The organism is Ruegeria halocynthiae (assembly GCF_000743705.1).
Classification (GTDB): Bacteria; Pseudomonadota; Alphaproteobacteria; order Rhodobacterales; family Rhodobacteraceae; genus Ruegeria; species Ruegeria halocynthiae_B.
In genome coordinates this window covers 248299-266012 of sequence record NZ_JQEZ01000005.1, presented here as the reverse complement: position 1 = coordinate 266012, position 17714 = coordinate 248299, and the positions used below count along the sequence as shown (strand labels likewise).

Sequence of the window (17714 nt, the reverse complement as noted above, 5' to 3'; positions counted from 1 at the left end):
ATAGCGGGGCGAAAAATTTGACAAGGCAGGTCGCTGCGTCGCCACGTGCAAAAATGACGTGCAACTCCAATGCTTTTGGTTGATTCGGGCGCTAACATCAGGTTTGAATTTTATGAGAGTGCCCCGAAAAGGCCCGCTAATTTTCACAGAAAAACAAGGTTTTGTTGTTTGATGTCTCATATTTAGACACAGCGCGATGACGCATCACCGGGGCGACGTTTGCATAGTGACATTCTTTGCGCTGTCAGATAAACGCTCCGCAGAAGGGAATGCCGCATGTCAGGTGAAGAAAAAGTAACCCGCGTTGCAGGCCACACCGAGGGAGCAAAAATGAAGCAGGAAGTATTTCTGCCCGAGGATTATCGTCCAGCCGAAGACGAACCATTTATGAACGACAAGCAGCTTGAGTATTTTCGCCGCAAGCTGTTGGACTGGAAGACCGAGCTTCTGGCAGGCAGCCGCGACACGATCGAAGGGCTGCAGGATAACACCCGAAACATTCCAGACGTCGCTGACCGCGCAAGCGAGGAAACCGATCGTGCGCTGGAATTGCGCACGCGTGACCGTCAGCGCAAGCTGGTCGCCAAGATCGACTCGGCCTTGCGTCGCATCGAAGAGAGCGAGTACGGCTATTGCGAGATGACGGGCGATCCGATCTCGCTGAAACGCCTGGACGCGCGTCCGATCGCGACCATGACGCTTGAGGCGCAGGAACGCCACGAGCGCCGGGAAAAAGTTCACCGCGACGATTGATCGCTGGGAAATCGGAAAATCTTTGACGCCGGGGCCTTTCGCTCCGGCGTTTTTGCGTTAAGCCGGGACCATGAAATTAGACGGTCGGAAATTCAGTGTCGTTGGCGGCGGAATAGGCGGTCTGGCCGCTGCGCTGGCGTTGCAGCAACGCGGTGCCATCGTGACGGTTCTGGAACAAGCACCCGAACTGGCCGAGGTTGGCGCGGGGCTGCAGATCAGTGCCAACGGGATGGTGGTCCTGCGTGCGCTGAAGGTCGTCGGCGTTGTGCCCGAGGGTGGACAGCTTTCCCACGGAACCATGGTGCGAGATTACCGCAAGGGCCGGATAATAAGCCAACTTTCTGGGCCAACCGCGGGGCCGACCTATTATTACCACCGGGCGGACCTTTTGAACCTGCTGCATCAGGCAGCCCTGCGCGCTGGTGTCGAGGTTCGGCTGGGTGCGCGTGTCAAACAGGTTCTGAAACACCCTTCGGAAGCGGAAGTGATACTGGAGAACGGTGAGCGGTTGCGCTCCGAATGCGTCATCGCCGCCGATGGCGGGCGCAGTCAGATCCGGCCGATCCTGAACGGGGCCGAGACCCCGAAATTCACCCATCAGGTCGCCTGGCGGGCGACCATTCCCTGGTCGCAATCCCAACTATCCCCGCGCGCCTCGCTGACAATGGGGCCGGGGCGGCATGTGGTGACATATCCGTTGCGGGATCAAACCCTGATGAACGTCGTCGCGATTGAAGAACGGTCTGATTGGCAAAACGAAGGCTGGCGTCTGCCGGGGGACCCGGACGAATTGCGAACCCGGTTCGCGGATTTTGGCGGTCCGGTGCGTGACATCCTAGCCGAGGTGAGCGAAACCCACATTTGGGCCCTGTTCCTTCGCCCTGTGGCGCAAACCTGGCAAAACGGAAGATTGGCGCTGTTGGGCGATGCCGCGCATCCCACGTTGCCTTTCATGGCGCAGGGCGCATGCCTCGCGCTCGAGGATGCGTGGGTTTTGATCCGCTCCTTTGAGGAACAATCCGGGGTGGCACAGGCGCTTGAAGCCTATGAAACGCGCCGCCGTCCAAGGGCGACACAGGTTGTCGCCGCCGCCGGCGCAAACGCGCGCAATTTCCACCTGCGCGGGCCGATGCGACTGGGTGCGCAAATGGCGCTGATGGCGATAGGGTCCCGGCTGGCGCGAAAATATGAGTGGATCTATTCCTACGACGCAACCGCCTGAGCGTTACAGATCTAGTTCGACCCAGACAGGAACGTGGTCCGAGGGCTTCTCGTGCCCACGCACCTCGGAATCAATGCGGCAATCGCGTAACAGATCAGCGGCTGGCGGTGTCAGCAGGAAATGGTCGATACGAATGCCGTCATTTCGGTTCCACGCACCGGCCTGATAGTCCCAGAATGAATAATGACCGGGCCCTTGGGTTCGGGCCCGGAAGGCCTCGGTAAAACCAAGGTTCAGGATCTTCCGAAACGCCGCACGGCTTTCGGGGCGGAACAGGGCATCCTCGCGCCAGGCGTCGGGGCGCGCGGCATCTTCGGCTTGCGGAATGATATTGTAGTCGCCCGCCATTAGGGCAGGTTCTTCTGCAGCCATCAGATCGCGCGCCCGGTGATGCAACCGCTCCATCCACGCCAGTTTATAATCGTACTTTGGGCCAGGAACCGGATTTCCGTTCGGCAGGTACAACCCGCAGATGCGCAACGCCTGTTTGCCGACCACCGTAGCCTCAATCCAGCGCGCCTGTTCATCATCATCGTCGCCTGGCAGGCCGCGTGAAACGTCCTCAAGCGGCAGTTTTGACAGGATCGCCACACCGTTAAAACTTTTTTGACCATGCGTTTCGACGTTGTAGCCGCGCTCTTCGAATATCTCGCGCGGAAAATTCTCGTCGACCGATTTGATTTCCTGCAGCAGCACCACATCGGGTTGAGCATCATCAAGCCAGCGGGGCAGGGCTTCGGCCCGCGCCTTGATGCCGTTGATGTTAAATGTGGCGATTTTCATGCGCGATCCTCCGAAGCCTTTGGCAACCTATCGCTCAGAATAGACCCAGCGGCAAGGTGGTGAGCGGGTTTGCGAGGCTCTGCCTCGCGCTCCGGGATATTTTTGGCCAGATGAAGAAACGGATTTTTAATCAAATTGGGTTGAATTGGTCCTGCGGTACAGGCGGGGACGCCGATGACCGCGCCAGGTGAAGCTCTCCGGCATCAATGTCGGAGAGCGGACCCCTGCTTCATCTGGCTGAAAATATCCTGGGGGTGTGGGGGCAAAGCCCCCACGGTGTTTACATTGAGAAAGACGTGCCGCAGCCACAGGATGAGGTGGCGTTGGGGTTTTCGATAACGAACCGCGCGCCGATCAGTTCCTGAGTGAAATCAATCACCGCATTTTCAAGAAATGGCAGCGAAATCGCATCAACAATGACCTTTTGACCTTTGCCCTCAAGCACAAGGTCATCGTCTTTCGGCGAGTCCAGTGCAATTTCATATTGAAAACCGGAACATCCGCCGCCTTCCACTGCGACGCGCAGGGCTTGACCCTGATTTGCCGCGCCGATTTCGGCCAGGCGATCAAAGGCGCGTTCCGTGACTGTTGGGGGCAGATTCATGCCGGTCTCCAAAGGTTTATTTCCCTTACGCCTTACAATATAGAAAGTGCAAGGACAGGCGACAAGGACAAGAGCATTGATGCGAGAAGGTTTTGCCTCGGATCCGGGGCGGGCGCGGGGGCGGCTGGTGCCGGAGGAGGAGAGCAGTTTCCGGTCATGTTTCCAGCGTGACCGGGATCGGATCATTCACGCCAGCGCGTTTCGTCGCCTCAAGCACAAGACCCAGGTCTTTGTGGAACATGAAGGGGACAGCTATCGGACGCGCCTGACCCATTCCATCGAAGTGGCGCAGGTGGCGCGCACGATTGCCGGGGCTTTGGGACTGAACCCGGAACTGACTGAGGCTGTCGCCCTTGCGCATGATCTGGGGCACACGCCGTTTGGCCACACAGGTGAGGACGCCTTGCACGCTTTGATGGAGCCCTACGGCGGGTTCGACCACAATGCCCAAGCCATACGGATCGTTACGAAACTGGAACGTCACTATGCCGAATTTGATGGCTGCAACCTGACCTGGGAATGCCTTGAGGGCATCGCAAAGCACAATGGTCCGGTCACGGGCGATTTGCCTTGGGCCTTGGCCGAATGCAACCACGGTTTCGATCTGGAATTACACACCCACGCCAGCGCCGAAGCGCAGGTGGCTGCGTTGTCCGATGATATTGCGTACAACAACCACGATCTGTTGGACGGGTTGCGGGCGGGGCTGTTCACGGATGAAGAGATCTGCCAATTGCCCATTGTCGTCGATTGCTACGCCGAGGTGGATCGCAAGTATCCCGGCCTGGACGCCTATCGTCGCAGGCACGAGGCGTTGCGGCGGGTGTTTGGTGTCATGGTGGCGGATGTCATCGACACCTCGCGCGATCTGATCGCCGGGTCCGGCGCTGAAACGGTCGAGGATATTCGTGATCTGGGGTATCCGGTGATTCAGTTTTCGGCCGGTCTCTGGACCCAGTTGAAAGAAATCCGCGCCTTTTTGTTTTCACAAATGTACCGTGCGCCCAGTGTCATGAAAGTTCGGGCCGAGGTCGGAAAAGTGGTCGAAGACCTGTTCCCGATCTATCTGAGCGATCCGAGACAAATGCCCCGGCACTGGCATAGCGATATCGAGGCGGCAGTGGACGAAACCGGATTGGCGCGTATCGTTTCGGATTACATTGCGGGTATGACCGACCGGTTCGCCCTGCAGGATCACGCAAGGCTGACCGGTCAAGCCGTGGGTTGATTATTCGACCGCGATGTATGCCAGAGCCCAGACCTGTTGCCCGGCCTGTTCCTGCGCCAGGTCTTCGTCATCTATGGGCGGAAAGACAATCATTGTCGGGCCATAGCCGCCAATCCCCATCGGGGCACCGTCCGCATGGGTGGCGACAATCGGTTGATGCGCAGTGATGCTGTCCCATGTAATCTCGGCCTGATAGCCGTCCATGGCCATGGGTTTGGCGGTCTTCCCCTCAGCCCCGGCCAGCACCATGACATCCGACAGGCGGGGGCCTGAAAACGCGATGTCGCGTTGATTATCCTCGGGGCCATAGGTGATGGTGATTTCAACCTGCTCCAGCCCATCCAGCATTGCGGCGTCCAAACCGGCGGCGCCGTCATGCTGGACCTCAAGATATCCCAGAAGCCCACCGTCGTTTTCGCCGCGCGCGGGCAGGTTTGTCTCGGTCACGGCACCGCCCAGTGTCAGCAGCACATGGCCCTGTGGCGCGGGCATGTCGGCCCAAACGGGCATGGCGGTGGTCAGCAGCAGGCTCAGGGGCAGGGCGAGGCGCATTGGGTGGTCTCCTGTTGGGGAATTTTTTCCGACCTTAGCCCGGTTTGCGGCTAATCCAAGCCCAAACTGATCGCTTCCATTGACCTTGCCGTGCTGCGTGGTAAACCGCCGGACAAGCAAAAGGACATCCGAAATGAACCTGTTTTCCGAGATCCGTGGCCTTGTATTGGACGCGCTGACGCAGATGCAGTCCGATGGTGCTCTGCCCGAGGGGCTGAGCTTTGACAACGTGGCGGTTGAACCGCCGCGCGATGCGGCGCATGGCGACATGGCGACCAACGCGGCGATGGTGCTGGCGAAACCTGCCAAGATGAAGCCGCGCAACATTGCCGACGCCTTGGCCGGAAAGCTGGCGGCAGATGACCGGATCACCAGTGCCGAGGTGGCAGGCCCGGGGTTTTTGAACCTGCGTTTGGCCCCATCCGTCTGGCAGGGCGTGCTGGCGACTGTGCTGGAGAAGGGCACAGACTATGGCCGCTCGACCATGGGGCAGGGGCAGAAGGTCAACGTGGAATACGTCTCGGCCAACCCGACCGGGCCGCTGCATGTGGGCCATACGCGGGGCGCTGTGTTCGGCGACGCGCTGGCCAGCCTGCTGGCCTATGCCGGTCATGATGTGACCCGCGAATATTATATCAACGACGGTGGCGCGCAGGTCGATGTGCTGGCGCGGTCCGCGTTCGAGCGGTATCGCGAGGCCAATGGCCTGAGCCCCGAGATTGCCGAGGGTCTGTACCCCGGTGACTACCTGATCCCAATCGGTGAGGCGCTGAAAGAGAAATATGGCGACAGCCTGATCGACAAGCCGGAAAGCGAATGGCTGGAAGATCTGCGGAACTTTGCCACCGACGCGATGATGGACCTGATCCGGGCCGACCTGAAGGCGCTGGGTGTCGAGATGGATGTGTTCTACTCGGAAAAATCACTCTATGGCACTGGTCAGATCGAAGCTGCGTTGCAGTCGCTGACCGACAAGGGCTTGATCTATGAGGGCGTGCTGGAACCACCCAAGGGCAAAAAGCCCGAGGATTGGGAACCGCGCGAGCAGACCCTGTTCAAATCGACCGAGCACGGTGATGACGTCGACCGCCCGGTCAAGAAATCGGATGGCAGCTGGACCTATTTCGCCCCGGACATCGCCTATCACTATGACAAGGTAGGCCGTGGGTTCGACGCGCTGATCGACGTGTTCGGCGCGGATCATGGCGGCTATGTCAAACGGATGAAGGCGGCTGTGTCGGCGCTGTCTGATGGCAAGGTGTCGTTGGATATCAAACTGACGCAGTTGGTGAAGCTGTGGAAGAATGGCGAGCCGTTCAAGATGTCCAAGCGGGCCGGGAACTTTGTCACTCTGCGCGATGTGGTCGATCAGGTTGGCCCGGATGTGACCCGCTTTGTGATGCTGACCCGCAAGAATGACGCGCCGTTGGATTTCGATTTCGACAAAGTGCTGGAGCAGAGCCGCGAGAACCCCGTGTTCTATGTGCAATACGCCCATGCCCGCGTCATGAGTGTGCTGCGCCGTGCGGCCGAGGCCGCCATCGCGACGGACGATACGACCCTGAAGGGCGCTGATCTGGGCAAGATCGACCATACCTCGGAACTGACCGTGGCCAAGAAACTGGCCGAATGGCCACGTTTGGTTGAAATCGCTGCGCGGACCAATGAGCCGCACCGCGTTGCCTTCTACCTTTATGAACTCGCCGGAGATTTCCATGCGCTGTGGAACAAGGGTAACGATGAAACCCAGCTGCGTTTCATTCAGGATGGCGATGTTGCCACAAGCCAGTCAAAAATCGCACTGGCCCGGGCTGTTTCTGTTGTGATTTCAGCGGGCTTGGGTATTCTTGGAGTCACTCCGGCGCAGGAGATGCGGTGACCAACACCGCCCAAGTCGCCGGTACGAGGTAGGCAAGAAATGACCCGCGCGCCCTATTTTCAGGCGCAAAACGGGCAGTGAGGCGGACATGGCGAGTTACGATTACTCGGGGCAGGCAAGCCCCGAGCATATGCATTACACGAATCAAACCCATCCCGTGGATAGCTATGACTATCCCGATGACGCCTATGGTTATGACGAGGCCCCGCGCGCAGCCGGGCTGGGCCGCATCGTCAATGCACTGGGCGCTGTTGCTTCGCTGGCTTTGGTGGCCGGAATTGGCGTTTGGGGCTATAAGCTGGTGATGCGGGATGTCAGTGGCGTGCCGGTCGTCCGCGCCATCGAAGGACCGATGCGCATTCAACCCGAAAACCCCGGTGGAACGCCTGCGGACCATCAGGGTCTGGCCGTCAATACGGTGGCAGCCGTCGGTTCGGCGGCCCCCCCGGCGGATCGTCTGATCCTGGCCCCGCGTCCGGTTTCTCTGACTGACGAGGATACGCCGGTTGAGGCACTGAAGCCGACCAAAGCCGTTCATGTCGTTGAGGAAGAGATCACCAACCAAGAGGCCGCACAACTGCGTCAGGGCGCGGTTGACGCCCTTGTTGCAGAACTGGCGGGCGAGGCGGCAAAGACAGACACACCTGCGCAGCAGGGCGTGCAACTGGCCGCATTGTCGACCCCTGATGAAGAACCTGCAATTGACCCTGCCGATCTGGCGGCGCAATTGCCCGATCCTGAATTGGCCGCGCTGCCCGGTGTGCGCCGGTCATTGCGTCCGATCACGCGCCCGGCGCGGGCCACACCTGGCGGGATCGCCACCAACAGCAATACCGAAACCTCGATCAATGTGGCCGTCAAGGCGGCCGTAGGGTTGGATGTTGATCCGGACACCCTGTCCAAGGGGACGCGTCTGGCCCAGTTGGGGGCTTATGAAAGCTCGGATGTGGCCCAGGCTGAATGGGATCGTCTGAATGGGCGCTTTGGCGAGTATATGAATGGAAAACAGCGCGTTATCCAGAAAACCTCAAGTGGTGGACGCACCTTCTATCGCTTGCGCGTTCTGGGGTTTGCCGATCTGAGCGACTCGCGCCAGTTTTGTGCCGCGTTGCAGGCGCAAGGGGCTGATTGCATCCCGGTAGCTATTCGGTGACCTTTGGCGCTACGATCACAGATGCCGAAGGTCTGCGCCTGACGCCCGAGGAAAAGGCCCTGTTTCGTCAGATGAACCCGTTTGGGTTCATTCTGTTTGCCCGCAATATCGACAACGCGGATCAGGTTCGCGCCTTGTGCGACGATTTCCGCGAGGCCGTGGGGCGCAATTGCCCGATCACCATTGATCAGGAAGGCGGCCGCGTTCAGCGCCTGCGCGCACCGTTGGCCCGCGAATGGCTGCCACCGCTGGAGCACGTGGAAAAGGCGGGCGAGCAGGCGGAACGGGCCATGTACCTACGCTATCGCCTGATTGCGCATGAGTTGTTCGGTTTGGGCATCGACAGCAACTGCGCCCCCATGGTCGATCTTGCGCGGAATGAAACCCATCCGTTCCTGAAAAATCGTTGCTATGGCTCTGATCCCAAATCGGTTTCCCGACTGGGCAAGGCTGCGGCCAAGGGGCATCTGGATGGCGGGGTGCTGCCGGTGCTGAAACACATGCCGGGGCATGGGCTGTCAACCTTGGACAGCCATCATGACTTGCCACACGTCGATCTAACGCAAGACGCGTTGGAGCAAGCTGATTTCGCCCCGTTCCGGGCGCTGAACGATCTGCCGATGGGGATGACCGCGCATCTGGTCTATGACCGGATTGACCCGCAACCAGCGACGATTTCACCCACCATGATTGGCCTGATCCGGGAAAAGATCGGCTTTGACGGGCTGATCATGACGGACGATATCTCGATGAAGGCGCTTAGCGGTGAACCCGAGGACATCGCCGGACAGGCGCTGAACGCCGGGTGTGATGTGGTTTTGCATTGCAACGGTCCGTTCGCGGCCCGGGCCAAGGTGCTTGAGGCCGCCGGGCAGATGACCGTGCCAGCACAGAAACGCGCGGAAAAGGCGCTGTCGATGCGTCAAAAGCCTGCGGAACTTGACATCCAAGCCGCCGAGGCGGAACTATCTGCCCTAATGGGCGGGCAGGTGTATGTCGGATAACCTTTTTAGCGAAGACCCGGTCTCGGTCGCGGATCGCCTTGCGGCCGAGGCCCTTATTGTGGACGTCGACGGGTTTGAAGGCCCGTTGGACGTGCTGCTGACCTTGTCGCGTACGCAAAAGGTCGATCTGCGGAAAATCTCGGTTCTGGCGCTGGCGCTGCAATATCTGGCCTTTGTCGAAAAGGCGCGCGCCCTGCGGATCGAACTGGCTGCCGACTACCTTGTGATGGCCGCATGGCTGGCGTTTCTGAAATCGCGCCTTCTGCTGCCGCCCGACCCGGATGACGAAGGCCCGTCAGGCGAAGAATTGGCCGCGCATCTGGCGTTCCAACTTGAACGCTTGCAGGCGATGCGGGATTCAGCGGCCCGCCTGATGGCACGTGACCAGCTGGGGCGTGACTTTTTCAAGCGCGGGCAGGGCGAGGATATCACCCGCATCCGCACCGTGACCTATTCGGCGACCCTGCTGGATCTGATGCAAGGCTATGCACGCATTCGTACCCGCGACGAATTCCGCCCGTTTGTGATGGACCGTGATGCCGTGTTCACGATGGAGCAGGCGTTGGAACGAATGCGCCCGCTGATGGGTTTTGCGGGCACCTGGACGGATATGGAAACTTATCTGCCCGAGGGCTGGGATGTTGACCCGATGCGCCGACGCTCGGCCACGGCGGCGACATTTGCGGCCTCGCTGGAGCTGGTGAAAGAAGGACATATGGAGATCAAGCAAAGCGAGAGCTTTGCCACGATCCATTTGCGCAAGAGGACTGACACACGTGACTGACCCCCCCCAAGACGACGGCACCGGCACCCTGTTCGAAGCCCCCCCATTGGCCGAACAGGAACGCATGGTCGAGGCCGTGCTGTTCGCCAGCGCCGAGCCGGTGACAATCGCCGATCTTGAGGCGCGGATGCCCCATGGCAGTACTGCGGCGCAAGCGGTTGAAATGCTTCAGAAACGGTATGAAGGACGCGGCGTGCGCGTCGTGCGGGTTGGGGATGCCTGGGCCATCCGTACCGCCCCCGATCTGGGCTTTCTGATGCAGAAGGAAACGGTTGAAACCCGAAAGCTCAGCCGCGCCGCGATCGAGACGCTGGCGATCGTGGCTTATCACCAGCCCTGCACCCGGGCCGAGATTGAGGAAATCCGCGGCGTTTCGGTGTCGCGCGGCACCATTGATCAACTGCTGGAAATGGAGTGGATCAGGCTGGGTCGCCGCAGGATGACGCCGGGCCGTCCGGTGACCTTTGTGGTCACGCCGCAATTTCTGGATCACTTCGGGCTGGAAAACGCCCGCGACCTGCCGGGCCTGAAGGAATTGCGCTCGGCCGGGTTGCTGGAAAACCGGCCGCCTCCGGGGGCGATGCCCCTGGGCGAGGGGCAGGAAGACCTCGAAGACGAAGATCAGACCGAACTGTTCGAGGAAGAGTGATCGCGCGGCCCTTTTGTTGCCGCACAGATCGCCTATGTTAGGGCACAGGAAACGGAGTTGAACAATGAACGCCAATCGGATCATCGACATGATCGTACGTCAGGTCATGCGCCGCCTTGTCACCAAGGGCGTGGACAAAGGTTTTGACATGGCGGGCAAGATGACCCGAAAGCCGGGGCAGCCGTCAGACGACCCGGAATCATCCCGGCGCGTGCAGGAAACCCCCGGTCATCAATCGCCGGGCATTAAACAGGCGCAGCGGATGACCCGCCAGATGCGCCGGTTCATGCGATTCTGATTAACTGACGGCTTTGAAATGCTTGGACAGTTTCAGGCCTTGCCCCTGATAGTTGGATGCAATGCCAGCACCGTATAGCTGGGTGGGCATCTCGGCCATTCTTTCATAGACCAGCCGCCCGACGACCTGACCGTGTTCCAGCACGAAAGGCGCCTCGTGGCAGCGGACCTCAAGCACACCGCGCGAACCCTCGCCCCCGGCGGCTGCGTGACCGAAACCGGGGTCGAAGAAGCCCGCGTAATGCACCCGGAACTCACCCACCATCGCCAGATAGGGTGCCATTTCGGCGGCATAGAGGGGCGGGATGTGCACGGCCTCGCGGCTGACAAGAATGTAGAACGCACCGGGGTCCAGGATGATGCGGCCGTCCTTGGTGCGCACTTCCTCCCAGTATTCCTGCGGGTCGTATTCGCCGATCCGGTCAAGGTCGATCACACCCGTATGCGGCTTGGCGCGATACCCGACCAGATCGGTTTCGGGCAGGCGCAGATCGACGGAAAACCCCAGCCCATCCTGAATGACGGCAGGCCCGTCCACCAGCGGCGATTCTGTGTGCAGCGCCTTCAGTTCAGCGTCGCTGAGCACAGCCTGACCCTGACGGAACCGAATCTGGTTCAATCGCATTCCGGGGCGCACCAGAACCGAGAAAGAGCGGGGACAGATTTCGGCGTAAAGTGGTCCGGCATAACCCGCGGGTACACGGTCGAACTCGGTGCCGCCATCGGTGATGGTACGGGTCAGCAGATCCAACCGCCCGGTCGAGCTTTTGGCGTTGGCCACGGCAGTAACGTCATCGGGCAGGGCCAGTGATTCCATCAGCGGCACCAGATAGACGCAGCCTTTTTCCAGAACCGCACCGTCCGAGATGTCGATTTGGTGCATCTCGAACTCGGCCAGTCGATCAGCGACTGAACGTCCTTCGCCGGCCAGAAAGGATGCGCGAACGCGGTAAGCCACTGTTCCAAGGCGTAAATCAAGGCTGGCCGGTTGAACTTGCGCAGGGATGATCTTGGGGCTGGCGGTAATCTCGCCGCGCGCAATCATCGCCTCTAGCTGCTGGTTTGGGCATACACCAGTCATTCCGATCCCCCCTGATGCCAGAGCGGGATCCGGCCTGTGTGCCATAAACGTCGGTGTAATTTGGTCGGGCTAGCAGGACTCGAACCTGCGACCTTCCGTCCCCCAGACGGACGCGCTACCAGGCTGCGCCATAGCCCGACGTTGAGGTGTTCATAAAGACTTTCCCGGCAGGGGCAAGAGGAAATCATCGCCTTTTTTCTTATCCCGCCGATCGGTTTTCAATTCGGTCCAAAACGGCGCGCAGCTCTTTCGCGACCGGCGCGATCTGCCGAAGAATGTCTTCGTCAAAATCGGTTTGATTCCAGGCCCGGGTTGCGATTCCGCCCAGCAAGGGCGCCTCGTCCAGATACGCGGCCTCTGGCTCTTGCGGCTCGGGTTCGGCCTGCGGCGTTGTAACGGCGGGTGCGGCCTGCTGGGGCTTGGCCACTGGTTTGGCCTCGCCCAGGTCCAGCTTGATCTGTTCGTTTGATGGGACAGGCTTGGCGGCAAAGGGAACAACAACGCTTTCGGGTGCGGCTGTGTCCGTCTCAGAGACCTCATCCAACCCCTGAGATAACGCGGCCACATGGGCCACGCCCTGTTCACGCAGTATGCGCTGGACGCCTTTGATCGTGATCCCATCCTCGTGCAGCAGCTTTTTGATGCCGCCCAGCAGACGCATATCGTTGGGCCGATAATATCGACGCCCGCCTGCGCGCTTTACGGGTTTGACTTGATTGAAGCGACTTTCCCAGAAACGCAGAACATGCGCCTGCACACCTAACCAGTCCGCAACTTCACTGATGGTGCGAAAGGCGTCGGGGGACTTGCTCATGATCTTGTCGTCCTGATTTTATTTGCGATTCCCTGCGGCGACGCGATCCTTCATCAGGTGCGATGGGCGGAACGTCAGAACGCGGCGGGGTTGAATCGGAACCTCTTCGCCGGTTTTCGGATTGCGACCGATACGAGCGGTTTTGTCCCGAACACTGAACGTGCCGAAAGACGAAATCTTGACCTGTTCGCCGCGCACCAAGGCGTCGGACATGTGGTTCAATACGCTTTCAACCAGCTGCGCGCTTTCATTGCGTGAAAGGCCAACTTCTCGAAAGACGGCCTCGCTCAGATCCATACGGGTCAGTGTTTTGTCGCTCATGCCATTTTCCCCTGTTGATAGCAAAGCATAGGGGCAGGGCAAATTCGCTGTCAATATCAATGAATTGCGCGCGGGTGTGTAAGCTGTTTTGCGCCAGTTACCAGCGCAGAACGACCGACCCCCAGGCCAAACCACCACCGATTGCCTCGGTTACGATCAGATCATCCTGCTTTATCTGGCCACGTTGCTTGGCTACGGACAGCGCAAGGGGAATCGATGCGGCAGACGTGTTTCCGTGATCCTGAACCGTGACAACAACGTTTTCCATGGGCAGGCCCATCTTCTTGGCGGTGCCCTGAATGATGCGGATATTGGCCTGATGCGGCACGATCCAATCGACATCGGCGTTGCCGAGGCCCGCGCGTTCCAATGCCGTTTCCGCCGTCTTGGTCAGCTTTTCGACTGCGTGGCGGAAGACCTGGTTGCCCTGCATTCGCAGATGGCCGGTCGATTGGGTCGATACGCCGCCATCAACGTAAAGCAGATCCTTGTACCGCCCATCCGAATTCAGGTCGGTTGCCAGAATACCGCGATCCTGCGCGGTTCCTGCACCATCTTGCAGTTCAAGAATCAGCGCACCAGCCCCGTCGCCAAACAGCACGCAAGTCGACCGATCCGACCAATCCATGATTCGCGAAAACGTTTCGGCGCCAATAACCAGAACCCGTTTGGCCTGACCGGACACGATCAGGGCGTTTGCGTTGCTCAGTGCAAAGACAAAACCGGCGCAGACCGCCTGAACGTCAAAGGCAAAACCTTTGGTCATACCCAGCCGCGCCTGAACCATCGTCGCGGCAGAAGGGAAGGTCAGGTCGGCGGTCGAGGTTGCCAGAACGATCGCGTCGATGTCATCAGCGGTCAGCCCCGCATCGGCCAGCGCGGCCTCGGCCGCGTTGGTGGCCAGATCCGACGTATTCTCATCCTCGGCGGCAAAATGGCGCCGCTCGATTCCCGACCGGGACTTGATCCACTCGTCCGTGGTATCGAGCGTTTCTTCGAACTCGGAATTCGGAACGATGCGCTCTGGCAAATAGTGTCCGACGCCTACGACAACTGAACGGCCTGCCATTTTGGGGTACTGCCTTTTTTGTTATTCTCCCGCCTTTGGCGGGGTCTGCGCGGCATCTTGTGCAAGCTCGGTCGTTGATGCAACCCGTGCCGCCAATTTTTCGGCGAAACCAGATTGGGCAAGGGTGAAGGCCAGTTTAACTGCCGCCGAAACCCCTGTGGCGTCTGCGCCGCCGTGCGACTTGATCACTGTGCCATTGAGGCCAAGGAATACGCCGCCATTCACACGGCGTGGATCAATGCGCTTTTTCAGACGTTGCAGCGATGTGATCGCCAGAACAGAGGCCAGCCGCGATAAAGGAGAGTATTTGAACGCCTCACGCAGCAGATCACCGATCAGGCTGGCCGTACCTTCGCCTGTCTTGATGGCAACATTGCCGGTAAAGCCATCGGTAACAATGACATCGGCCTTGTCGCCGGGAATGTCGCTGCCTTCGACAAAACCTACAAAATCGAAATTTGCCTGCTCTGCGAAATCCGAGATCATTGCGTGGGCTTCTTTCAGCTCAGCGCGGCCTTTGTGTTCTTCGGTGCCAACATTCAGCAGACCGATGCGGGGACGGTCCAGCGCCATGCCGTTGCGGGCATAAGATGCGCCCATCAGCGCGTATTGCAACAGATCCTGGGCATCGGCACGCACATCCGCGCCCACATCCAGCATCACGTTGAACCCATGCGGGTTGCGCGACGGCCACAGAATCGCAATGGCCGGGCGGTTCACGCCTGGCAATTTGCGCAGCCGCATCATCGACAAGGCCATCAGCGCACCGGTATTGCCGCAGGAGACAGCGCCGTGCGCCTCTCCCTGACGGACCGAATCCAACGTTGACCACATCGAGGTCTGCTTGCCGTTGCGCACAACCTGACTGGGCTTGTCTTCCATCGTGACCACATCCGGGCAGTCACGAAAAACGACGCGCCCGTCAAGGACGCGCCGTTTTGCTACAAGCTTGCGCAGTGCTTTTTCCGGCCCGTGCAGGACAAACCCGATGTCCGGGTTCTTTTTGGCTGATTTCGCAATACCCGCCACAACGACGGTGGGTCCCGCGTCTCCGCCCATTGCGTCAACCGAGATTACAATCCGTTCGGCGTGCGTGGGCTGATCTGTCATGCCTTGGCCTGCGCTTTTAAAGGCTTAGGCCGCGTCTTCGTCCAGGTCGATTTCGTCGGCCTGTGCGACGACTTCGCGATCATCATAGTGGCCGCAGGACGCACAAACGTGGTGCGGGCGCTTCAGCTCACCGCAGTTTGCGCATTCGTTCGGGTTTGCAGCAACCAGAGCGTCGTGCGCGCGGCGGTTGTTGCGGCGCGACTTGGAAACTTTGTTCTGTTGGACAGCCATGGTCTCAACCTTTGTCTACTAAGGGCCGACAGATTCGCTGCGGGCCGGGTTTCATTCTTCGTCTATCTCGTGGTTTGACGCGCGTTTAGGGTACGGGCCCCGCAATGTCCAACCCAAATTCCGATGAGCGCGCGAAAATACTGGGATTCTCGACATGTTCAAGCGATTTTTCTGAGCGCCTGCTATGACAGGAATTCCTGCCTCTGTCACTCGTCTTTTTTCAATGCGTCCCTCAGGCCAGCAAGCCCGGCAAAGGGCTTAACATCATCGTCGGTCATCGCCTTTTTTCCGGGTTCCGTATAGCCGGCCTGCTCAAGTTCTGCGCCGTCTTTGCGTGGGTATAGGGGCAGGGCCAGGGACAGCGCCTCGATCATAACAATGCCCGGATCGATTTCGGGGCCAAGCGGTTCGGTCTCATCACCTTCTGGAATCTCGAATTCGGGTTCATCGGGGTTGGACCATTCCGCCAGAAAAATGCGCGACACCGGAATGTCGATGCGTGTGGTCACCGGTTCCAATGTCACAATGCAGGGCTGAATCACCGTGGCGCCCAGTTTCCCGGTCAGTGCCCAATCGCGTTTCCCTTGCGCGCGAATGTCGCCGACAAAGCTGAGTTTGCGCAGGCCAAGCAGCCCAAGATCGTCTTTTATCGCTGTTAAACTGCTGGCGTCAGGGCGCAGATCGAACGGTGTTGGTGCGTTTTGGGGCAGGTCGGCCACCCGCAGAGATGTCTGGTTGCTCATTTGTGACCCTTTCCTGTGTTGAACCGGGGCTGTGGTTTCTGTAATCGGATAGGGGCCGCAGAGAGCCAAGGCAAGAGGGTGTAAATGTTGAAGGTTGTGAACAGGTTGAAACCAGCGTCGAAAACGCTTGTCTTTGCGGCCTGTCTGGCGGCAGCGGGGGCGTGCACCCCGATCTTTAAGAATCACGGGTATGTCCCCCCGGCCGAGGATCTGGCCGAGATCAAAGTGGGCGTCGACACCCGTGAAAGCGTTGAAGAAACCATCGGGGCGCCCAGTTCGTCCGGGGTGGTTCGCGACTCGGGCTTTTATTATGTCCGCTCGCGCGTTCGCCACTATGGCCCGAAACGGCCCGAGGTCGTCTCGCGCGAGTTGGTGGCCATCAGTTTTGATAGTCGTGGGGTCGTCCGCAATATCGAACGCTTTGGGCTTGAGGACGGTAACGTCATTACACTGGACCGTCGCATAACCGAATCCACAATTCAGAGCCAGGGCTTCCTGCGTCAAGTGCTGGGCAACATCGGCAACTTCAACCCGGCCAATATTCCCGGGGCGTCGAATTAAATTCCAGCCACGTCCTGCGATGGTCATACGACGGTCACACGGCCTGTGGTATGATCGCAGCAGGATGAGAACGGGTCAGCAACCGGCGGAGGATGCGACCATGGCATTACTGCCTGGCAAAGACCGATATCGCGCACGCCTGGCGCAATCGCCGCAGGATGTGGCAGCAGCGCAGCAACTGCGTACGCTGGCTTTTGGTACCGAACAGACCGATCAGGATGATTTCGATCCGCTCTGCGCCCATATTATGGTCGAAGACATGCGCAGCGGCGGTCAGTTGGTCTGTTGTTTCCGAATGCTGTCGATGGAGAACGGGTCCGAGATCGGTCGCAGTTATTCTGCGCAATTCTACGACCTCTCTGCGCTTGCGGCGTTCAGCGGGCGTTTGGTCGAGATGGGGCGATTCTGCATTCATCCCGACCGGACAGACCCGGATATCCTGCGTGTCGCCTGGGGCGCGATGACCGCCTATGTGGATCAGAACAAGGTCGAGATGCTGTTTGGCTGTTCCTCGTTTGCGGGAACCGAGACCGAGGAATATCTGGATGCCTTTGCCATGTTAAAGCACCGGCATCTGGCACCCAAACGCTGGTTGCCACGGGTCAAGGCACCGGATGTATTCCGCTTTGCCGCACGTCTGCGCCGCAGGCCGGATGCGAAAAAAGCCATGCTGCGGATGCCGCCCCTGTTGCGCACCTATCTGATGATGGGGGGGTGGGTCAGCGATCACGCGGTGGTCGACCGAAACTTGAACACGCTGCACGTCTTTACCGGGCTTGAAATCGGGGCGATTCCACCGGCGCGGAAACGTCTACTCAGGTCTGTTGTCAGGTAATCGGCGTTGACGCCCTGTGTCTGCCGGTTTAGCTGGCTGGC

Annotated in this window: 21 protein-coding genes and 1 tRNA gene; 11 read left to right on the top strand and 11 right to left on the bottom strand. The window is 59.4% G+C overall.

Annotated features, from left to right (window positions below; all coding sequences use genetic code 11):
• Window positions 1-330: 330 nt before the first annotated feature.
• Window positions 331-753 (top strand): RNA polymerase-binding protein DksA, encoded by a 423-nt coding sequence (gene dksA / locus JT51_RS18255; RefSeq protein ID WP_037316375.1) that lies wholly within the window; start codon window positions 331-333, stop codon window positions 751-753.
• Window positions 754-823: 70 nt separating this feature from the next.
• A complete protein-coding gene (locus tag JT51_RS18250; RefSeq protein ID WP_037316179.1) occupies window positions 824-1975 on the top strand; it encodes an FAD-dependent oxidoreductase in 1152 nt (383 codons plus the stop codon).
• Between the two features lie 3 nt (window positions 1976-1978).
• Here the strand turns inward: JT51_RS18250 and xth are convergent, their stop codons facing one another.
• Together xth and JT51_RS18240 are read right to left on the bottom strand one after the other, a co-directional pair.
• Window positions 1979-2758, bottom strand: a complete 780-nt coding sequence (gene xth / locus JT51_RS18245; protein ID WP_037316177.1) for an exodeoxyribonuclease III — start codon at window positions 2756-2758, stop codon at window positions 1979-1981.
• A 280-nt stretch (window positions 2759-3038) separates the two neighbouring features.
• Entirely contained in the window at window positions 3039-3362 is a 324-nt protein-coding gene (locus tag JT51_RS18240) for a HesB/IscA family protein (protein ID WP_037316372.1), read from the bottom strand.
• A 79-nt stretch (window positions 3363-3441) separates the two neighbouring features.
• On the opposite strand from JT51_RS18240, the gene JT51_RS18235 reads away from it, so the two are divergent.
• On the top strand, window positions 3442-4590 hold the full coding sequence (locus tag JT51_RS18235; RefSeq protein WP_037316175.1) for a deoxyguanosinetriphosphate triphosphohydrolase: 1149 nt from the start codon (window positions 3442-3444) through the stop codon (window positions 4588-4590).
• Here JT51_RS18235 and JT51_RS18230 read toward each other — a convergent pair whose 3' ends face one another.
• Window positions 4591-5142, bottom strand: coding sequence for a hypothetical protein (locus JT51_RS18230; protein ID WP_037316173.1), 552 nt, complete (start codon window positions 5140-5142; stop codon window positions 4591-4593).
• Between the two features lie 133 nt (window positions 5143-5275).
• Between JT51_RS18230 and argS the strand changes: the two genes are divergently transcribed.
• The 6 genes from argS to JT51_RS18200 all read left to right on the top strand — a co-directional run bounded on the left by argS (window position 5276) and on the right by JT51_RS18200 (window position 10909).
• Window positions 5276-7021 (top strand): arginine--tRNA ligase, encoded by a 1746-nt coding sequence (gene argS / locus JT51_RS18225; RefSeq protein WP_037316171.1) that lies wholly within the window; start codon window positions 5276-5278, stop codon window positions 7019-7021.
• A gap of 88 nt (window positions 7022-7109) precedes the next feature.
• Window positions 7110-8174, top strand: coding sequence for an SPOR domain-containing protein (locus JT51_RS18220; RefSeq protein ID WP_037316168.1), 1065 nt, complete (start codon window positions 7110-7112; stop codon window positions 8172-8174).
• Complete coding sequence (gene nagZ, locus JT51_RS18215) at window positions 8171-9178, top strand: beta-N-acetylhexosaminidase (RefSeq protein WP_037316165.1); 1008 nt, start codon at window positions 8171-8173, stop codon at window positions 9176-9178. The genes JT51_RS18220 and nagZ overlap by 4 nt, the downstream gene beginning before the upstream one ends.
• On the top strand, window positions 9168-9962 hold the full coding sequence (locus tag JT51_RS18210; protein ID WP_037316161.1) for a segregation and condensation protein A: 795 nt from the start codon (window positions 9168-9170) through the stop codon (window positions 9960-9962). Before nagZ ends, JT51_RS18210 begins: the two co-directional genes overlap by 11 nt.
• Window positions 9955-10611: an SMC-Scp complex subunit ScpB gene (gene scpB / locus JT51_RS18205; protein ID WP_037316158.1), complete on the top strand. Its 657-nt coding sequence runs from the start codon at window positions 9955-9957 to the stop codon at window positions 10609-10611. The genes JT51_RS18210 and scpB overlap by 8 nt, the downstream gene beginning before the upstream one ends.
• A gap of 64 nt (window positions 10612-10675) precedes the next feature.
• Window positions 10676-10909: a hypothetical protein gene (locus JT51_RS18200; RefSeq protein WP_037316155.1), complete on the top strand. Its 234-nt coding sequence runs from the start codon at window positions 10676-10678 to the stop codon at window positions 10907-10909.
• On the opposite strand, the gene JT51_RS18195 is transcribed toward JT51_RS18200, so the two are convergent.
• The 8 genes from JT51_RS18195 to JT51_RS18160 form a co-directional block, all read right to left on the bottom strand.
• A complete protein-coding gene (locus JT51_RS18195) occupies window positions 10910-11989 on the bottom strand; it encodes a 2'-deoxycytidine 5'-triphosphate deaminase (protein ID WP_037316152.1) in 1080 nt (359 codons plus the stop codon). It abuts the gene before it with no gap.
• Between the two features lie 61 nt (window positions 11990-12050).
• Window positions 12051-12127 (bottom strand) — tRNA-Pro (locus JT51_RS18190).
• Between the two features lie 61 nt (window positions 12128-12188).
• A complete protein-coding gene (locus tag JT51_RS18185) occupies window positions 12189-12803 on the bottom strand; it encodes a MerR family transcriptional regulator (RefSeq protein WP_037316149.1) in 615 nt (204 codons plus the stop codon).
• A gap of 18 nt (window positions 12804-12821) precedes the next feature.
• Window positions 12822-13124, bottom strand: coding sequence for an integration host factor subunit alpha (ihfA, locus tag JT51_RS18180; protein ID WP_037316145.1), 303 nt, complete (start codon window positions 13122-13124; stop codon window positions 12822-12824).
• Window positions 13125-13221: 97 nt separating this feature from the next.
• Complete coding sequence (locus tag JT51_RS18175) at window positions 13222-14193, bottom strand: beta-ketoacyl-ACP synthase III (RefSeq protein ID WP_037316142.1); 972 nt, start codon at window positions 14191-14193, stop codon at window positions 13222-13224.
• 21 nt (window positions 14194-14214) lie between these two features.
• Complete coding sequence (gene plsX, locus JT51_RS18170; protein WP_037316139.1) at window positions 14215-15303, bottom strand: phosphate acyltransferase PlsX; 1089 nt, start codon at window positions 15301-15303, stop codon at window positions 14215-14217.
• Window positions 15304-15327: 24 nt separating this feature from the next.
• Window positions 15328-15534, bottom strand: coding sequence for a 50S ribosomal protein L32 (gene rpmF / locus JT51_RS18165; protein ID WP_037316137.1), 207 nt, complete (start codon window positions 15532-15534; stop codon window positions 15328-15330).
• A 206-nt stretch (window positions 15535-15740) separates the two neighbouring features.
• A complete protein-coding gene (locus tag JT51_RS18160) occupies window positions 15741-16277 on the bottom strand; it encodes a YceD family protein (protein WP_037316135.1) in 537 nt (178 codons plus the stop codon).
• 84 nt (window positions 16278-16361) lie between these two features.
• On the opposite strand from JT51_RS18160, the gene JT51_RS18155 reads away from it, so the two are divergent.
• Entirely contained in the window at window positions 16362-16838 is a 477-nt protein-coding gene (locus JT51_RS18155; RefSeq protein ID WP_152563380.1) for an outer membrane protein assembly factor BamE, read from the top strand.
• A gap of 100 nt (window positions 16839-16938) precedes the next feature.
• Window positions 16939-17673, top strand: coding sequence for a GNAT family N-acetyltransferase (locus JT51_RS18150; RefSeq protein WP_037316366.1), 735 nt, complete (start codon window positions 16939-16941; stop codon window positions 17671-17673).
• Window positions 17674-17714: the final 41 nt, after the last annotated feature.

Bases quoted from the DNA above. Each gene is read 5' to 3' on its own strand.
- dksA (WP_037316375.1), top strand. From the start codon at position 331: ATGAAGCAGGAAGTATTTCTGCCCGAGGATTATCGTCCAGCCGAAGAC.
- JT51_RS18250 (WP_037316179.1), top strand. From the start codon at position 824: ATGAAATTAGACGGTCGGAAATTCAGTGTCGTTGGCGGCGGAATAGGC.
- xth (WP_037316177.1), bottom strand. From the start codon at position 2,758: ATGAAAATCGCCACATTTAACATCAACGGCATCAAGGCGCGGGCCGAA.
- JT51_RS18240 (WP_037316372.1), bottom strand. From the start codon at position 3,362: ATGAATCTGCCCCCAACAGTCACGGAACGCGCCTTTGATCGCCTGGCC.
- JT51_RS18235 (WP_037316175.1), top strand. From the start codon at position 3,442: ATGCGAGAAGGTTTTGCCTCGGATCCGGGGCGGGCGCGGGGGCGGCTG.
- JT51_RS18230 (WP_037316173.1), bottom strand. From the start codon at position 5,142: ATGCGCCTCGCCCTGCCCCTGAGCCTGCTGCTGACCACCGCCATGCCC.
- argS (WP_037316171.1), top strand. From the start codon at position 5,276: ATGAACCTGTTTTCCGAGATCCGTGGCCTTGTATTGGACGCGCTGACG.
- JT51_RS18220 (WP_037316168.1), top strand. From the start codon at position 7,110: ATGGCGAGTTACGATTACTCGGGGCAGGCAAGCCCCGAGCATATGCAT.
- JT51_RS18210 (WP_037316161.1), top strand. From the start codon at position 9,168: ATGTCGGATAACCTTTTTAGCGAAGACCCGGTCTCGGTCGCGGATCGC.
- JT51_RS18200 (WP_037316155.1), top strand. From the start codon at position 10,676: ATGAACGCCAATCGGATCATCGACATGATCGTACGTCAGGTCATGCGC.
- JT51_RS18195 (WP_037316152.1), bottom strand. From the start codon at position 11,989: ATGACTGGTGTATGCCCAAACCAGCAGCTAGAGGCGATGATTGCGCGC.
- JT51_RS18185 (WP_037316149.1), bottom strand. From the start codon at position 12,803: ATGAGCAAGTCCCCCGACGCCTTTCGCACCATCAGTGAAGTTGCGGAC.
- ihfA (WP_037316145.1), bottom strand. From the start codon at position 13,124: ATGAGCGACAAAACACTGACCCGTATGGATCTGAGCGAGGCCGTCTTT.
- JT51_RS18175 (WP_037316142.1), bottom strand. From the start codon at position 14,193: ATGGCAGGCCGTTCAGTTGTCGTAGGCGTCGGACACTATTTGCCAGAG.
- plsX (WP_037316139.1), bottom strand. From the start codon at position 15,303: ATGACAGATCAGCCCACGCACGCCGAACGGATTGTAATCTCGGTTGAC.
- rpmF (WP_037316137.1), bottom strand. From the start codon at position 15,534: ATGGCTGTCCAACAGAACAAAGTTTCCAAGTCGCGCCGCAACAACCGC.
- JT51_RS18160 (WP_037316135.1), bottom strand. From the start codon at position 16,277: ATGAGCAACCAGACATCTCTGCGGGTGGCCGACCTGCCCCAAAACGCA.
- JT51_RS18155 (WP_152563380.1), top strand. From the start codon at position 16,362: ATGTTGAAGGTTGTGAACAGGTTGAAACCAGCGTCGAAAACGCTTGTC.
- JT51_RS18150 (WP_037316366.1), top strand. From the start codon at position 16,939: ATGGCATTACTGCCTGGCAAAGACCGATATCGCGCACGCCTGGCGCAA.